Source organism: Devosia sp. 1635 (genome assembly GCF_013185955.1).
Taxonomy (GTDB): domain Bacteria; phylum Pseudomonadota; class Alphaproteobacteria; order Rhizobiales; family Devosiaceae; genus Devosia.
This window is the reverse complement of the sequence record NZ_JABAOM010000005.1, coordinates 261,821-278,293: the sequence shown is the minus strand read 5'-3', so window position 1 is coordinate 278,293 and position 16,473 is coordinate 261,821. Positions and strand designations below refer to the sequence as shown.

General features: G+C 64.9%; 10 protein-coding genes. 6 read left to right on the top strand and 4 right to left on the bottom strand.

The genetic code is table 11. The annotated features are described in order from the left end of the window. The first annotated feature begins 104 nt into the window (after positions 1-104). The 4 genes from HRU92_RS17520 to HRU92_RS17505 all read left to right on the top strand — a co-directional run bounded on the left by HRU92_RS17520 (position 105) and on the right by HRU92_RS17505 (position 8,778). Positions 105-5,591, top strand: a complete 5,487-nt coding sequence (locus HRU92_RS17520; protein WP_248307239.1) for an alpha-2-macroglobulin family protein — start codon at positions 105-107, stop codon at positions 5,589-5,591. Beyond that, positions 5,588-7,699 carry a penicillin-binding protein 1C gene (gene pbpC / locus HRU92_RS17515; RefSeq protein WP_173088792.1) on the top strand — a complete coding sequence of 704 codons (2,112 nt, stop codon included), beginning with the start codon at positions 5,588-5,590 and terminating at the stop codon, positions 7,697-7,699. The genes HRU92_RS17520 and pbpC overlap by 4 nt, the downstream gene beginning before the upstream one ends. Before the next feature lie 89 nt (positions 7,700-7,788). After that, positions 7,789-8,040: a hypothetical protein gene (locus HRU92_RS17510; protein WP_164854712.1), complete on the top strand. Its 252-nt coding sequence runs from the start codon at positions 7,789-7,791 to the stop codon at positions 8,038-8,040. 495 nt (positions 8,041-8,535) lie between these two features. After that, complete coding sequence (locus HRU92_RS17505; protein WP_172122369.1) at positions 8,536-8,778, top strand: hypothetical protein; 243 nt, start codon at positions 8,536-8,538, stop codon at positions 8,776-8,778. 126 nt (positions 8,779-8,904) lie between these two features. On the opposite strand, the gene HRU92_RS17500 is transcribed toward HRU92_RS17505, so the two are convergent. The 4 genes from HRU92_RS17500 to HRU92_RS17485 all read right to left on the bottom strand — a co-directional run bounded on the left by HRU92_RS17500 (position 8,905) and on the right by HRU92_RS17485 (position 13,040). Beyond that, entirely contained in the window at positions 8,905-9,879 is a 975-nt protein-coding gene (locus tag HRU92_RS17500; RefSeq protein ID WP_172122368.1) for a tripartite tricarboxylate transporter substrate binding protein, read from the bottom strand. Between the two features lie 76 nt (positions 9,880-9,955). Continuing rightward, complete coding sequence (locus HRU92_RS17495; RefSeq protein WP_172122367.1) at positions 9,956-11,461, bottom strand: tripartite tricarboxylate transporter permease; 1,506 nt, start codon at positions 11,459-11,461, stop codon at positions 9,956-9,958. Between the two features lie 9 nt (positions 11,462-11,470). Then, positions 11,471-11,932: a tripartite tricarboxylate transporter TctB family protein gene (locus HRU92_RS17490; protein WP_172122366.1), complete on the bottom strand. Its 462-nt coding sequence runs from the start codon at positions 11,930-11,932 to the stop codon at positions 11,471-11,473. A 127-nt stretch (positions 11,933-12,059) separates the two neighbouring features. After that, on the bottom strand, positions 12,060-13,040 hold the full coding sequence (locus HRU92_RS17485) for a tripartite tricarboxylate transporter substrate-binding protein (RefSeq protein WP_172122365.1): 981 nt from the start codon (positions 13,038-13,040) through the stop codon (positions 12,060-12,062). Between the two features lie 189 nt (positions 13,041-13,229). Here HRU92_RS17485 and HRU92_RS17480 point away from each other — a divergent pair, with 189 nt between their 5' ends. Both HRU92_RS17480 and HRU92_RS17475 read left to right on the top strand, forming a co-directional pair. Then, the gene (locus tag HRU92_RS17480; RefSeq protein WP_127751934.1) at positions 13,230-15,089 is read left to right on the top strand and encodes an ATP-binding protein; all 1,860 of its coding nucleotides are present in this window, start codon (positions 13,230-13,232) and stop codon (positions 15,087-15,089) included. Continuing rightward, on the top strand, positions 15,086-16,453 hold the full coding sequence (locus tag HRU92_RS17475; RefSeq protein WP_172122363.1) for a sigma-54 dependent transcriptional regulator: 1,368 nt from the start codon (positions 15,086-15,088) through the stop codon (positions 16,451-16,453). The genes HRU92_RS17480 and HRU92_RS17475 overlap by 4 nt, the downstream gene beginning before the upstream one ends. Positions 16,454-16,473 lie beyond the last annotated feature (20 nt).

The following is a 16,473-nucleotide window of genomic DNA, read 5'->3' as shown; positions in this document are numbered from 1 at the left end:
TCACAGTCGCGCCAGCAAGCTTGCTGCAGTGGCGCTTTACGCCACCTGGGAGTGCACATAAGGTGGCAGCGCCGGGGGGCGTGAGGGTGGGACCAATGCGCTTGATGATGCGGAGTGTCGTGGTGCTTGGCGCCACGCTGGTTGCCATTCTGGCCAGCGGGGCGCTGGCTCAGCAAAGCCGCACCGAGCTGTTGCCCGGCATCGATCTGCCCGGCTTTGATTATGCCGTGCAACAGAACACCACCATCGGGGCCTGCCAGGCCGCCTGCGAAGACGACAATCTTTGCCGCGCCTTCACCTTCAACACCGAAGCGAACTGGTGCTTTCTCAAATCGGGCAGCGCCGATGAGGTCCCCTTCGCCGCCGCCAGTTCCGGCCGCGTCAGCCATGGCGCTTCCCCCGAAGAGATCACCGCGGCCCGCCAAACCGAACTGCCCTTTCCCGCCGCCGACCTGATCGATGCCGCCCGCCGCTTTGCCGCCGAGCTGGAACAAACCGATCCCCCGCCGCCCAATGCCAGCTATGCCGATCTCGTGGCGGAGGGGCGTGCTGCCGCCGCCGAAGCCAATCCAGCCGCCGCCATGTTGAACCTGCGCCAGGCGCTGGCGATCAACGGCAATGACCCCGCCGTTTGGCTGGAGCTGGCCGAGCTCGCCCTCACGCAAGCTGACGCAGTGGCCGGCCAATCCGAGGGCGACAACAGCTATGATCTGGGCGTGGTCGGCACCTCCGCCGCCCTCAACGGCTTTCTGGCGTCCGAAGGCGAAGCCGAGCGCGCCTATGGCCTGTCCCTCCTCGGCAGGGGCTTGGCGCGCCGCGAGATGTGGCGCGAAGCCATCGCCACCTATCGCGCCAGCATTGCCCTTGCGAATGATCCCGCCACTGCCGAGCGTCTCGAACAGGCCGTGGCCGAACACGGCTTTCGCGTTGTCTCGCATGAGGTGGATGCGGAAGCCGTATCGCCGCGCATTTGCGTTGTGTTTTCCGATCCCCTGCCCGCTGGCGATACCGACCTAACCCCGTTCGTCATGGTCGAAAACGCCCCCACGCTGGCGGTGGAAACCGAAACCAGCCAGATCTGCCTTGATGGTGCCGAACATGGCCGCCGTTACGAGATCCGCCTGCGCGCCGGCTTGCCTTCGGCTGACAACGAGACCCTGCGCAAAGATGTGGCGCTGAGTGTTTACGTGCCCGACCGCTCGCCCTTTGTGGGCTTTGCCAACAATGCCTATGTGCTGCCCGCGGGCCTTGGTGGCGGGCTGCCGATCTCCTCGATCAATGCCGAAACGGCAGAAGCCGTGATCTACCGCATCGGCGACCGCTCTATTGCCGCCGCCGTGCGCAATAATGTGTTTCGCGGCACCCTGACCGGCTATTCCGCCGAAACCGTCGCCAATGACTATGGCGAAAAGCTCTGGGAAGGCGAGGTCGACCTTGCCACCGGCGCGCGCAATGCCATGACCACGACCGCCCTCCCCGTGGCCGATGTTCTGGCCGGGGTGGCGCCCGGCGCCTATGTGATCACCGCCAGGGTCAAGGACAGCAAGAGCGAATATTGGGACGAGATCGCCACCCAATGGTTCATCGTCACCGATCTGGGCCTCACCACCATTGCCGGTGAAGATGGCGTGCATGCCTTTGTGCGCTCGCTGACCAGTGCCGAGTCGGTAGCCGATGCCAGCTTGCGCCTGGTTGCCGTCAACAACGAGATCCTGGGCGAAGGTCGCAGCGATGCGCAGGGGCGCTTCGACTTTGCGCCGGGCCTTGCCCGTGGCACCGGTGGCCGCGCGCCCCAGCTGCTCGTCGCCGAAACAGCTGCTGGCGACTATGCCTTTCTAGATGTGTCCCAGACCGCTTTCGATCTGACCGACCGAGGCGTCGAAGGGCGTCCCTCGCCCGGTCCGCTCGATCTGTTCGCCACCACCGAGCGCGGTGTGTACCGCCCCGGTGAAACCGTGTTCCTCACCGCCCTCTTGCGCGATAACCATGCCGATGCGGTCAAGGACCTGCCGCTGACCCTTGAGGTTGAGCGCCCCGATGGCGTCATTGCCTCGCGTCAATTGCTGTCCGACGGGGGTAGCGGCAGCTATCACCAGGCCCTGCCCCTGGCGGCCGAAGCCATGCGCGGCTCCTGGCATCTGCGCCTCCTGGCCGATCCCAAGGCCGAGCCGCTGGCCAACATCGCTTTCCTCGTGGAAGACTTCGAGCCCGAGCGGCTGGCCTTCGAGGTCACCGCCCCCGAGGGCCCCGTTGCGCCCGGCGAAACGGCAGCCATCGATGTTGCCGCCCGCTATCTTTATGGCGCCACCGCGCCCGATCTCAAGCTTGAGGCCGATCTGGTGCTGCGCCCGCGCACCACGCTCCCGGCTTTTCCCGGCTACCAGTTCGGCCGGCTCGATGATGCCATCGAGACGGACCGCCGCCCCCTGGGTGTCATCGCCACCACCGGCATTGACGGCACGGCCGCGGCCGAACTCGCCATCCCCGAGCTGCCCGTCACCACCAAGCCGCTCGAAGCGCAGTTGCTGTTCCGGCTCGTTGACACCAATGGTCGCCCCGTCGAGCGCAGCCTTACCCGCCCGGTACGTGCCGCGACCAACCTCATCGGCATCAAGCCCCTGTTTGGTACCGGCGACCTGCCCGAGGGCAGCGAAGCGCGGTTCGACATTCTCGTGGTCGGCCCCGACGGGGAACCCGTCGCCGCCACGGACCTGCAATGGACGCTGTCGCGCATCGAAACCAGCTACCAATGGTATCGCGACGGCAGCACCTGGAAGTGGGAGGCGATCAGCACCAGCCGCGAAGTCGCCAATGGCGAGCTCGACACCCCGGTCGATGGACCCGCCACCATCGCCGCACCCGTCGCCTCGGGCCGCTACCAGCTCGACATCGATAGCCGCGGCCCCGGCGCCACCGCTAGCAGCTACGGCTTTTATGCCGGCTACTACTATGCCGAAGCGGGCTCGGACACGCCCGACACGCTCCAGGTCGCCCTCGATAAACCAGCCTATCGCGCCGGCGACACCGCAACGCTGCGCCTTGAGCCGCAATTTGCCGGCACGGCGCTCGTCATGGTGGTCGATCAGGGCATCATCGACATGCTGGCCGTCCCCGTCCCGGCCGAAGGCACTTCGGTCTCGCTCCCCGTCACCGAGGCTTGGGGGCCGGGCGCCTATGTCACCGCCATTCTGTATCGCCCCTCCGACGCCGCCGAAAAGCGCATGCCCGCCCGCGCGCTCGGCCTCGCCTATGCCGATGTCGATCCCGGCGATCGCGTGCTCGATGTCAGCATCGAAGCGCCCGAGGTCACCCTGCCACGCCAGCCGGTGACCGCGCGCATCAAGCTCGGCAATGTCGCGCCGGGCAGCACCGCCTATGTGGCGGTCGCCGCCGTTGATCTGGGCATCCTCAATCTGACGAACTTCGCCACGCCCGATCCCGATGGCTGGTATTTCGGCCAGCGCCAGCTCGGCGTCGCCTTCCGCGATCTTTATGGCCAGCTGATCGATCCCATGCAGGGCCTGCCCGGCGCCATGCGATCCGGGGGCGATGGCGCTGGCGTCCGGCTGGGTACGCCGCCACCCACTTCGGTGCTCGTCGCGCTTCATTCAGGAACCGTTCAGGTTGATGGCGATGGGGTGGCCGAAGTGACGTTTGACCTGCCCGATTTTGCCGGCACCGTGCGCCTCATGGCCATGGCCTGGACCGATACCGCGCTAGGCCATGCCCAGGCTGATGTCGTGGTCCGCGACGCCGTGGTCACAACCCTCAGCCCACCCCGGTTCCTCCGGGACGGCGACACCTCGCGCCTCCTGCTCGAAATCAACAATATCGAAGGCGCAGCAGGAACTTACGCCCTGGCCATCAGCACCGGCGAAGGCCTTGTGGCGCAGCTGCCGCAGCCCGATGTGACCCTCGCGACCGGCGAACGGGTGGCGCTTGAGGTCGCGCTTTCGGGCACGAAAATCGGCGATTTCCCGCTCGAGCTCACCATCACCGCCCCCGATGGCACCACCCAAACCAAGCTCCTGACCCTGGGCGTGCGCGCCACCAGCAATCCCGCCACCACGCGCAACCTCCTGCCGCTCGAAGCCGGCGCCACCCTTGTGCTCGACGCCGGCGATTTCAATGGCTTGCTGCCCGGCACCGGTGAGTTGACCCTGGCGGTCGGCCCCATCGCGCGGCTCGATGTCCCCTCGCTCCTCGCCCAGCTCGACCGCTATCCCTATGGCTGCTCCGAGCAGGTCACGAGCCGGGCCATGCCCTTGTTGTACCTCAACAATACCGCATCCATGCTCGGTCTGGGCAACGATACCGAGCTTGATGAGCGCATCCGCGGCGCCATCAGGAGCCTCCTCGCCAACCAGAACTCGGGCGGCGCCTTCGGCCTTTGGGGCGCCTATGACACCACCGATCTCTGGCTCGACGCCTATGTCACCGACTTCCTGCTGCGCGCCAAGGCGCAAGGCTTTGCAGTTCCAGAGCAATCTCTCGAGATGGCGCTGGATAACCTTGCCAACCAGGTCGCCTACGCCAGCGAATTCACCGATGGCGGGGAAGGCATAGCCTATGCCCTGCATGACCTCGCCCGCGCCGGCCGCGCCGCCATCGGCGATCTGCGCTACTACGCGGAAGCCCGCCTCGACGCTTTCGCGACGCCCCTGGCCAAGGCGCAATTGGGCGCGGCGCTCGCGCTTTATGGCGATCAAACCCGCGCAGCTGCTGCGTTTTTGGCTGCGACCGACGCGCTCGCAGGGGGCGATGACCGTACCGGTTACCGCCCCGATTACGGCAGCCAGTTGCGCGACACCGCCGCTGTGCTGACCCTGGTTGCGGAGTTCGCCCCCGCCGGAGTTGATCCATCCGCTCTCGCCGCTCGCCTCAGCAAGCAGCGCAACACCGCCCAATACACCTCCACTCAGGAGGATGCCTGGACGCTCCTCGCGGCAGCAGCACTGGCCGACCAGACGGGCGCCAGCAGCATCACCCTTGCGGGCGAGCCCCTCGCCGGTGACATCTACCGGCGCTGGAGCCAGGAAGAGCTAAGCGAAAGCCCGGTCGAGCTGAGCAACACCGGCACCACGCCCACCGAAGCAATGGTGGCAGTGACGGGGGTCCCGGCCGTCGCCCCTCCCGCGAGCGAAAACGGCTTCAGCCTCAACCGGCAATATTTCCGCCCCGACGGCACCCCGGTCGACCCCACCGCCACCCCCATTGCCCAGAACGAGCAATTGGTGGTCGTGCTGACGGTCACCCCAACCACACTCGGCTCCGGGCAATATCTGGTGGTCGATCCCCTGCCCGCCGGCTTTGAGATCGAGAACCCGCGCCTGACGGGCGGTGAAGGCGTTGCCGATTTTGCCTGGCTGGAAGTCGCCACCCCCGCCCATGTGGAAGCGCGCACCGATCAATATGTCGCCGCCTTCCGCTACTGGTCCGAAGCGCCCGAGTTCTCGACGGCCTATCTCGTTCGCGCGGTCACCCCCGGCCAATTCGCCCTGCCTGGGGCTACGGTGGAGGACATGTACCGGCCAGAACTGCGCGCCAATGGGGGAGCCGGGAGCCTTGAGGTTGTCCCGGCCGGGCCATGAGCCCGGCCCTTCGTCGGCGGTGGGGCGCCCGGCGCCTCCTCGCGATCGGCCTCGTGTTGCTGGTTGTGCTGGGATCGGGCGGCGCCCTTTACCTGCGCGCGACCATCGAGGAAATCCGCGCCACTCTGCCGCCCCTGCCCGATCTGGCCACCATGCCGGTCTCGAGCGTCGTGGTGGACCGCGACGGCGCGCTGCTGCGCCCCTTCACCATCGCCGGGCGCTGGCGCTTGCCAACCACTTCCGATGCCGTCGACCGGCAATTCCTGCGCATGCTGCTGGCCTATGAAGACCGCGATTTTGCCAGCCACCATGGCATCAACTGGTGGTCGATGCTGCGCGCAGCGGGGCAGTTCGTTGGCGCGGGGGGGCGGATCGTTTCAGGCGGCTCGACCCTTTCCATGCAGGTCGCGCGGCTACTGGAGGGAGAGCCGACGCGCAATGGCTGGGGCAAGCTGCGCCAGATGGTGCATGCCGATGCTCTCGAGCGCGCGCTCAGCAAGGAGCAGATCCTTACCCTTTATCTGACCCTTGCGCCCTATGGCGGCAATCTTGAGGGCATTCGCGCCGCGAGCCTGGCCTATTTCGGCAAGGAGCCGGTCCGCCTCACCCCCGCAGAAGCTGCCCTGCTGGTGGCCCTGCCGCAATCGCCCGAAGCGCGCCGGCCCGATCGCGACCCGCAGGCGGCGCTGGCCAGCCGCAATCTGGTGCTGGAGCGGATGGTGAGCCGCGGCATTCTGACCGCCGACGATGCGGCAGCAGGCATGAGCGAACCGATCCCTACGGCCCGCCATCCCTTCCCTTTGCTGGCGCCCCATCTCGCCCAGGCCGCGCTCGTGTCAGCGCCCGGCCAACGCGAAATCCGGCTGACGCTCAAGCGCCCGCTCCAGGCCGCACTCGAGCGGCTGGGGGCGGTGCGAGCCGCCCAGTTGGGACCCGGCGTTTCGGTAGCAATCCTCGTTGCCGACCAGAGCAGTGGTGCCATTGTGGCTTCCGTGGGCTCGGCGGGCCTTTTTGCCGAGGACAGCGCCGGCTTTGTGGATATGACCAAGGCGGTTCGCTCGCCAGGCTCGACCCTCAAGCCGCTAATCTATGGGCTGGCCTTCGAACTGGGGCTCGCCCATCCCGAAAGCCTGATTGAAGACCGGCCCACCGCTTTTGGCAGCTATGTGCCGGTCAATTTCGATGGTTATAGTCGCGGGACGGTCAGCATCCGCCAGGCTTTGACGGAGTCGCTGAACATCCCTGCCGTGGTGGTGCTCGACGCCGTAGGCACTGCGCGGCTGGTGTCGCGGCTGCGCCGCGCAGGCGCTAACCCGCTCTTGCCCAAAGGCGCCGCGCCGGGGCTGGCGATGGGCTTGGGCGGCGTCGGGTTGACCTTGCGCGGTCTGGTTGGGGTTTATGCTGCGCTTGGCCGCGGCGGCACCCCGGTCCACTTGCATGAAACACTGACCCAGGCCGACGAACCCCCACTGGCAGCCCCGGTGCTGGATGCCACCGCGGCCTGGTATGTCGCCGACATTTTGGGTGACGTGCCGCCGCCGCTCAATGGCTCTCCCGGCCGTATCGCCTACAAGACTGGGACCTCCTATGGCTACCGCGATGGCTGGGCGATCGGATTCGATGGTCAGACTGTGATCGGTGTCTGGGTTGGCCGCCCCGATGGCGCGCCAGTTCCGGGCCTTTCGGGTGTGTGGAGTGCTGCGCCGATCCTGTTCGAGAGTTTTGATCGGCTCGGGGCACCCGCCGTGCCTCTGCGCCAGCCGCCTCCGGGCGTGCTGCACGTGGCGAATTCGGAACTGCCTCAGCCCCTGCGCCGCTTTCGGCATCCTGATGAAACAAGGGTAGCCCAGCAGAGCGGGCCAGAGATTGCTTTTCCCCTCGACGGGGTCGACCTTGATCTGGGGCTCGCAGGGGGATCCGACAGCCCCTTGACGGTCAAGATCCGCAACGGCGCCCCACCCTTTACCTTTTTCGCCAACGGCGCGCCGATCGGGAGTTCGGCCTTTGCTCGCCAGAACAGCTGGCATCCCGATGGACCTGGCTTTGTTGAACTGGCCGTGGTCGATGCGCAAGGGCGCGCAGATTCGGCCACGGTGTTTGTTCAATAACGGCCATGACTTATGTATGCTCATTTGTGATGCAACCGAACTGGTTAGCCGTTTATTTACCGTGTTAGAAATCAGTCGGGGATTGCGTGTTGATCAAACTTGAGCGCCTGTTACCCAAAACTCGGGTGCCCTGGGACGCAGTGGTGGTGACCGTGCGGGAGTCTCTGGGGCGAACTGTGGCCGATGTTGCCGCAGTGGATGTAATCGCCGACTTTCCCCTGCCGGTGCCGGCGGCCCTGGCCGCCGCCGAGGAGCTACGGCGCAAGACGGGTCTCAACCGCATCGTCGTAATGGTGGAAGACGAGCGGCTTTGGCGCAATGACTGGGGCGAACTGGCCTGAAGTCACCGAAGTTCGCCGGCCGATACCTGATAAGCTGCCGCGGGCTTTACTTTCCCACCGCGAGCGCTTATTTGTGCAGCATACGCGTTTCCAGCCCAAGCGGCTGCGGATTTTCGGCGCGGCTTCCTTCGTTTTATTGCGCAGGTTTATCAACCGCAGGCTCATGGCCGAGCGGTTATTGAGCTCGACCTGATAGGGTTGGGAAGCGCTGCCATCGCCACGATGCTAACCATCATGGTCGATTTGCCGGAGAGCTGAAACCGAAGCGCGTTGTTCGCCCTTACTCGTCGAGGGGCAGGCTTGGCGGCCAGGTTCAATGTGAACCGACCGCCGAGGCGGCGCCGGATTGGTGCCAGCCAGCCCTCCCCTTGCCGAACCATCAACCCTGCGCGCGCCCAACTCTTTTTGGCCCGCAGGAACTCGCCCCAAAGCGCCACAGGCGCTCAGCGAGTTAGCATAGCCCCCGCTCCAGTGGGGCTCCTAGAACGAGACCGAATGACACATACCGACTACACTGCCCCCGCCGAGCTTTTCCTTGGCCGTGATCACCAGACTGCCTTCGAACAGGGGGCCAAGCGGTTCCCGACCGCTGCCCAGGCCATCCGCTTTGCCGTTGAGGAAGCTGCACCCGTGAGCCTGCATGGGGCACTGCTCCAGGTGGGCACCAAGGCTTATCGTAAGCATGAACTCACTCAGCTTTACCGCAGCGCCGATTTCCCGCTGCCGCGCAAGCACTGATCAACTTGGCGGCAACGCGCCGCACAACCTAGCTGCAAAGATCAACAGACCGGCGCCAGAAGTGATCTGGCGCCGGTCTTTTGTTTCGGGCGTGGTTTGCGGGTCGTCCGGCTCACGCGGCAAGCTTTACTGGATCTTGACGCCCGCCTCGGCAATCACTGGCGCCCAGCGCTGCACTTCGGCCTGCACATATTCCCCCAGTTCCTCGGGTGTGGAGCCGACCACAACAGCCCCTACTTCCGCCAAACGGGCCGTCACAGCGGGATCCTTGACCGCGGCGACCGCTGCCTCGTTAAGCTTGGCGATCACTTCGGGCGGCGTCCCAGCTGGCGCGAAAAGCGCATTCCAGGTGTTGGTTTCGTAACCGGGAACTCCAGATTCATCCATGGTCGGCAGGTCGGGGAAGCTGGGCGAGCGCTCGAGCGTCGTAACCGCCAGCGCCCGCAGCGTACCGCCCTTCATGTGCTCGCTCGCAGATGGCAGATTGTCGAAGATGATGGGCACGGCGCCGCTGATGGCGTCCACCAGTGCAGGGCCCGAACCCTGATAGGGAACGTGAACCATCTCCACCCCGGCCATGGATTTGAACACTTCGCCTGAAAGGTGGAGGGGCGTGCCATTGCCCGAAGAGGCGTAGGCATATTCTTCGGGCTTGCTCTTGAGCTCGGCAATCAGCTCCTCGACAGTGTTGGCTGGGAAATCAGGATTGACCAGAAGCACATTAGGCACCGTCACCAGCAGGGAGATCGGCGTGAAGTCGGCCACCGGATCAAAGGGCGGCGTGGTGTAAAGCGAGGCGCTGAGGGCATGGGTGGCGATGGTGCCCATCAGGATCGTGTAGCCGTCTGGAGCTGCGTCGGCCACCGCAGTGGCGCCGAGCACGCCCCCGGCACCGGCCTGGTTGACCACCAGCACCTGCTGGCCAAGTTGCTGGCTCATGGCTTCGGCAACAACGCGCCCCACCAGATCGGTGGAGCCGCCGGGTGCAAAGGGCACAACGAGGTTGATGGACTTGGTGGGGAAATTGTCTTGCGCCAAGGCTGGAGTGACCAGGGCTGAGGCGAGTGACAAGGCGGCGACAAGCAAAGACGTTGGTTGCATATATTCCTCCCGAATGATGGGGCGAAGCCGCTCTGCGGCGGACATTCGCCCGTTTGGTGTAGCTTGAAAAGCGGTCTCAGTCCTCCTCGACAAAAACCTCCTGCCGTTTCTTGCGGATATTGGGCAGCACCGCAATCACCACCGCCAGAACCGCCAGGGCGAGCAGGGTTGCCGAGATGGGCCGGGTGACAAAGATCATCGGATCGCCCCGCGAGATGATCATGGCGCGGCGCAGATGCTCTTCGAGCAGCGGCCCCAGCACAAAGCCCAGCAGCAGCGGCGCCGGCTCGCAACCGAACCGGATCAGCACATAACCGACAATGCCGAAGAACCCGATGGCATAGATGTCGTAGATGTTCTGGTTGATCGAGAAACACCCGATGCAGGCGAAGAGCACGATGGCCGGAAACAGCGCCCGGTAAGGAATGGACAGCAGTTTCACCCAAAGCCCGATCAGCGGCAGGTTAAGCAGCACCAGCAGGACATTGCCGATCCACATCGAGGCGATGATACCCCAGAACAGCGCCGGCTGGTCGTTGATGACGTTGGGGCCAGGCGTGATGCCCTGAAGAATAAAGGCACCCACCATCAGCGCCATCACGGGATGAGCGGGAATACCCAGCGTCATCAGCGGAATAAAGCTGGTTTGGGCCGCAGCATTATTGGCCGATTCCGGCCCGGCCACGCCTTCGATGGCGCCGTGTCCGAATTCCTGTGGATTCTTGCTCAGCCGCTTTTCAGCGGAATAGGAGGCAAAGGACGCCAGTATATGCCCGCCACCGGGCAGGATACCGAGCACCGACCCCAGTGCCGTGCCGCGCAGCACGGGCCCCGTGGAGCGGCGGAAATCTTCCTTGGTCAGCCACAGATTTTTGACGGCCTTGACCATGATCTCGCGGCCTTTTTCGACCTCCAGATTGCGCAGGATTTCGGCGACGCCGAAGATGCCCACGGCAACCGACACGAAGTTCAAGCCGGAATAAAGCTCGCGGATGCCGAAGGTGAAGCGCGGCTGGCCGGTATAGATGTCCTGCCCAACCATGCCCAGCAGCAGGCCCAGCACGATCATGGCGAGCGCCTTGAGGATCGAGCCATGGGCCAGGGCAATGGAGACCAGAAGCCCCAGCACGATCAGAGCGAAATATTCAGGCGCCCCGAAATTAAGGGCAGCGCGCGCCAGGGGCGGCGCGAAAAAGGCCAGCAGCAGCGTGCCAACGGTCCCGGCGAAAAACGAGCCCAGCGCCGCGGTGGCGAGGGCCGGGCCCGCCCGACCCTGCTTGGCCATCTGGTAACCGTCGATGGCGGTTACGGCCGAGGAGGATTCACCGGGCAGATTGATCAGGATCGCCGTGGTCGAGCCGCCATATTGCGCGCCGTAATAGATACCGGCGAGCATGATCAATGCGGTAGCCGGCGAGAGCGAAAAGGTAATCGGCAGGAGCATGGCGATGGTGGCGGTAGGCCCGATGCCGGGCAATACGCCCACCAGGGTGCCCAGCAGGACGCCGATGAAACAATAAAAAATGTTGATCGGATCGAGCGCGACGGAAAAGCCAAGTCCAAGCGAAGCAATGATATCCATGGCTGTCTCCTATCGCCCGAGCCAAGGGCCGACGAGCGGCACGGAAAAGCCAAGTCCGATCACAAAGATCAGCGCGCACATCACCGTCAGTCCCACCGCCAAGATCGCGGCAAAGACGGGCGAATTGTTGCGGCTGGCCATCGCGGTGGCGAACGCAGAAATGAAGACCACGGGCACAAAGCCGAGGCCCCGGATCGTTGCGGCAAAAAAGATGATCGTGCCGAGAATCAGCACGATCGCCCGCCAGGACGGCGGCGAACGTGTTTCCTTGTCGGGCTTGCCCAAACCGCTGATGGCGACGGCAGCGCCCAGCGCTACCAGTACCCCGCCCAGCATGAGCGGCATGAAGCCGGGGCCCATGCGGAAAGCCGTTCCGATTTCATAGTGGAGGGCTTCAGTGGCGAAGTAGGTCCCGAAGGCTACGAATAGCCCGCCCGAAACGAGCTCCTTAGTCGATGCATTGACCGCCATCAGCCGGTCACTCCTTTTTCTGCGCTCAGGTGCAGTGTCGATACGCCCGGGGGTGAGGCCGCGGCACATGGCGCCACGACCTCGACACTGGACAGCTCACGAAGGGCCGAATCCGGCCCCGCGCGCGTTATTCGGCGAACACGCCGGCGGCTTCGATGACACCCTTCCACAGCGCGATCTGGCTGGTCAGGGTTTCGGCAAGCGCTTCGGGAGTGGCTTCATCGGCAGACACCGGGACCGTGCCCAGTTCGGCAAAGCGGCTCACCACGGTCTCGTTGGCCAAAGCGGCTTGGAGCGCGGTTTCGAGCTTTTCGATGATGGCGGCATCGGTGCCGGCGGGGGCATAAAGGCCGTGCCAAACGCCGATCTCGAGCTCAAGACCGCCTTCGGCCGTGGTCGGCAGGTCGGGCAAATTGCTCAAACGGTCTGGCGTCGTCACCGCATAGGCCTTCACTTCGCCGGCCTGGATCTGGCTCGTCGTATTGGTGGTCTGGTCGCAGATCATGTCGATCTGGCCGCCGATGATGTCGGTCATGGCCGGGCCGGCACCCTGATAGGGCACGGTGGTCATTTGCGTATCAAGCGCGTTCATCAGCAGCATGCCGCACAACTGGCTCGCCGAACCGATGCCGGCATGGGCATAGGTGATGTTCTCGCCATTGGCCTTGATGTATTCAAGCAGCTCGGACAGCGTGCTGGGCTCGAAATCCTTGCGCGCCACCAGGGTCATCGGCACCGAAGTGATGAGCCCGATCGGCTCGAAATCTGTGGTCGGGTCATAGGGCAGACTGCGATAGAGGCTGGGCGCCGTCGACATGCCGATATGGTGCAACAGCAGCGTGTAGCCGTCATTGGGCGCGGTCGCGACCTGGCCGGCACCCAGCGTGCCGCCCGCGCCACCCACATTTTGAATCACCACCTGCTGGCCCAGATCGGCGCTCATCACTTCGGCAACAAGGCGCGCAACCGTGTCGGTCGGCCCGCCGGCCGAGAACGGCACCACGACCGTGATCGGCTTGGTCGGGTAATCCTGCGCGAAGGCGGTGGAGGCAAGGCCGAGGCCGGCAACGAAAGCGCCAGCGGCAAGGGCAGTCAAAGTCTTTTTCATTGTTGATCCTCCCGGGGGATAAGCAAGGGGCAGCAGATCGTGCCCACCCCGATGCTGGAAGCTTTGCAATCGCCGTGCCAAGCGGCATACGCAAGGCAGATATGCATGGAGCTTTTGGCGTGCTAGCAGTTCCGGCAAGAACTTGCCGAGCTTCTACCAAGATCTGGCAAAAACCTGCCAGGGAGACGAATGCCCCAACTCTTCACCCCATTGGCCAGCACCAACCGCGCGCAGCTGGCGCGAGCACTGGGCGCATTGGTGCTGGTGACCGCGGTAGGCTGGGCGTGCCTCGAGTTCGCCTTGGCCGGCGCGATCCGCAATGCTGGGCATGAAGCGGATCGGCGGCTTGCCCTCTTCGATCGCACGCTTGAGGCCATCATCGAGCGCTTTCATTATCTTCCCTCCTCGGTAGCCCTTGCCGCCGAAGCGCGCGACCTGCTGCAAAGCCCCGCCAACGACGAGTTGCGCGAGCGCGCCAATGGCTTTTTGTCCAAGCTCAATGATGCGGCCGGCGCGAGCGAATTGTTCATCATGAGCACGGATGGGCAGGTGGTCGCCGCATCCAACTGGTGGGCCTATGACAGCTTGCTCGGCGAGAAACTCGGCTATCGCCCTTATTTCGAAGAAGCGATGTTCGATGGCGACGCCAAATTCTATGCGGTGGGCACGGTCACCGGTGTTGCCGGCTATTTCCTGGCCCGCCGGATCGATGGCCCGGACGGGCCGCTGGGCGTTGCAGTGACCAAGATCAATCTGGGGGAGATCGAGGCGACCTGGTGGCGTTCGGGCGAGTTGATCGCCATTGTCGATAACAACGCTGTCGCCATCTTGTCGACGCGGCCGGACTGGCGCTATCGCCCGCTCCTGGCGCCCTCCCCAGCCGAGCTGTCCCGCATCACCGACCAGCGCCGCTATGGCGACGGGGGCTGGGTGGAAACGCCTATCGCCGCCGATATCTGGCCCTCGCGCGGCACCCAGCTGGCTTATCTCACCGGCCAGGACAGCGAAACCCGGGGCCTATTCACTGTCGATGAGATGCGCCTGCCCACCCATCAATGGCGGCTGGTGTCCTTTACGCCCATGACCCCGCTGTTCCGTTCGGCCTGGATTGCCGCGGCTGCGGGCGGGCTGGGCGCCGCGGCCGTGCTCCTCATCCTCGCGCTTCTCTGGCAACGCCAGCGCATCGTCGCCCAACGCCTTGCCGATCACGAACAGCTCGAGCAGCGCGTGGCCGAACGCACGGAAGCCGTTCACGTCGCCAATGAAGCTTTGCGCGCCGAGATTGCCGAGCGCATTCACGCCGAGCGCGCGCAGGCTGAAGCGCAGGCGGGGCTGGTGCAGGCGGCCAAGCTCGCCAGCCTTGGCCAGGCGCTTGCGGGGGTAGCCCATGAGGTCAGCCAACCCGTCGCGGCGCTGACCACGCACTTGGCCAGTGCCAAGCTCATCGCTACCCGCTCGCCCAATACGGATATCACCCCGATCCTGGTCACCATGGACAAGGTGGTCGATCGCCTCGCGGCCCTCACGAGCCATCTCAAGACCTTTGCGCGCAAGGACACGCGCACCGAACAGCAGTCCGAGCTGGGCAGCGTCATCAACAACGCCCTCGACCTCGTCGACCACAAGCTGCGCGCCTTTGGCATTGATGTGGAATATCAGCGCCATCGCGCCGCGCTGCCGGCCACCGGCAATCCCGTTCATCTCGAACAGGTTGTGATCAACCTCCTGTCCAACGCCGCCGATGCGATGGAACATAGCGCGGTGCGGGTGCTGTCAATTGGCGTGCACCGGCATGAGCGCAGCGCCGAGATAGTGGTCACCGATACCGGGACCGGCATCGCCCCGGCCGATCTGGGCAATGTCTTCGACCCATTCTACACCACCAAGGAAGTCGGGCGCGGGCTGGGCCTCGGCCTTGCCATATCCTATGGGCTGGTGCGCGATCTGGGGGGCGCCATCACCGTACGCAGCTCTCCCGAGCAGGGCTCCACCTTCACCGTCCGCCTTCCCCTTGCCCACTCCAGTGTTGCGGAGAAACTATTCGCATGAGCGATCCCCTGGTTCTAATTGTTGACGATGAGGAGATGGTGCGCACGGCCCTTGCGCAATGGTTGCGCCTCTCCGGCTTTGCCGTGGAGGTCGCGACCAGCGCCGCCGAAGCCCTGCTGGCGCTCGATGATGTGCATCCCGATGTAGTGCTGACCGATGTGCGCATGCCGGGGCTGTCGGGCATGAACCTGTTGCGCACTGTTCGTGACCGCGCGCTGCCCACCGAGGTCATCCTCATCACCGGTCATGGCGACGTGCCAATGGCGGTTGAAGCCATGCGCGCGGGCGCCTTTGATTTTCTGCAAAAGCCCTATGTGCCGGACGAACTCGTCGCCAGCCTGCATCGCGCCGTGTCGCAGGCCGCGCTCAAGCGCGAAATCGCCCAGCTGCGGCGGCGCCTCGATGGGGGCGAAAATGAACTCGCCGCCCGCCTGGTCGGCGCCTCAGGGATCATGGAAGAGCTGCGCCATGCCATCCGTGAGCTCGCCCCCATTCCCACCGACGTCGTGGTGCTGGGGGAAACCGGCACGGGCAAGGAAGTGGTCGCCCGGTGCCTGCATGATTTCTCCCCCCGCGCCAAGGGCCCGTTCGTCGCCGTTAACTGCGCCGCGATCCCGGCCGAGCTCATTGAATCGGAGTTGTTTGGCCATGAAGGGGGGGCCTTCACCGGCGCCAAGGGCCAGCGTATCGGCAAATTCGAGTTCGCCAATGGCGGCACGCTGCTGCTCGACGAGATCGAATCCATGCCCCTGCTCGCCCAGGCCAAGGTGCTGCGGGTGATCCAGGAGCGCACCGTGGAGCGCCTCGGCTCCAACCGGCAGATCCCGCTCGATCTGCGCATTGTTGCCGCGTCCAAGGTCGATCTGCGCGCCGAGTCAGAGGCGGGGCGGTTTCGCGCGGACCTGTTTTATCGCCTCAACATGGCGACGCTCCAGCTGCCCCCCATGCGTGAGCGCGGTGACGATTGCGTCATGCTGTTCCACCATTTCCTTGCCCAAGCCGCCCACCGCTTTGGCCGACCGGTGCCTCCGCTCCACCCGGCCGACATCAATGCCCTGGTGATGCATTCCTGGCCGGGCAATGTGCGCGAGTTGCGCGCCGCCGCCGAACGCTTTGCGCTAGGTCTTCACCCGTCGGGCCATTCGCTCCAGGCGATCCTTGATCCGCGCATCAAGGCGGTGCCAGTTTCGGGCCTGAGCCTGGCCGATCGTGTCGCGAGCTATGAACGGCACGTCATCGAGGCCGAACTGTCTCTCCACGCCGGCTCGGTCGCGGCCGTTGCCGAAACCCTCCAGGTCCCCCGGCGAACGCTTAGCGAGAAAATGACCCGCCTCGCGGTCCGAAGAAGCCTGCAGGAGACGTAAACGCATCTGGTTGCCAGCCG

What these genes read in the sequence shown, in the direction of transcription:
- HRU92_RS17500 (WP_172122368.1), bottom strand. Translation starts at nt 9,879, where the DNA reads ATGCAACCAACGTCTTTGCTTGTCGCCGCCTTGTCACTCGCCTCAGCC.
- HRU92_RS17495 (WP_172122367.1), bottom strand. Translation starts at nt 11,461, where the DNA reads ATGGATATCATTGCTTCGCTTGGACTTGGCTTTTCCGTCGCGCTCGAT.
- pbpC (WP_173088792.1), top strand. Translation starts at nt 5,588, where the DNA reads ATGAGCCCGGCCCTTCGTCGGCGGTGGGGCGCCCGGCGCCTCCTCGCG.
- HRU92_RS17485 (WP_172122365.1), bottom strand. Translation starts at nt 13,040, where the DNA reads ATGAAAAAGACTTTGACTGCCCTTGCCGCTGGCGCTTTCGTTGCCGGC.
- HRU92_RS17490 (WP_172122366.1), bottom strand. Translation starts at nt 11,932, where the DNA reads ATGGCGGTCAATGCATCGACTAAGGAGCTCGTTTCGGGCGGGCTATTC.
- HRU92_RS17480 (WP_127751934.1), top strand. Translation starts at nt 13,230, where the DNA reads ATGCCCCAACTCTTCACCCCATTGGCCAGCACCAACCGCGCGCAGCTG.
- HRU92_RS17505 (WP_172122369.1), top strand. Translation starts at nt 8,536, where the DNA reads ATGACACATACCGACTACACTGCCCCCGCCGAGCTTTTCCTTGGCCGT.
- HRU92_RS17475 (WP_172122363.1), top strand. Translation starts at nt 15,086, where the DNA reads ATGAGCGATCCCCTGGTTCTAATTGTTGACGATGAGGAGATGGTGCGC.
- HRU92_RS17520 (WP_248307239.1), top strand. Translation starts at nt 105, where the DNA reads ATGATGCGGAGTGTCGTGGTGCTTGGCGCCACGCTGGTTGCCATTCTG.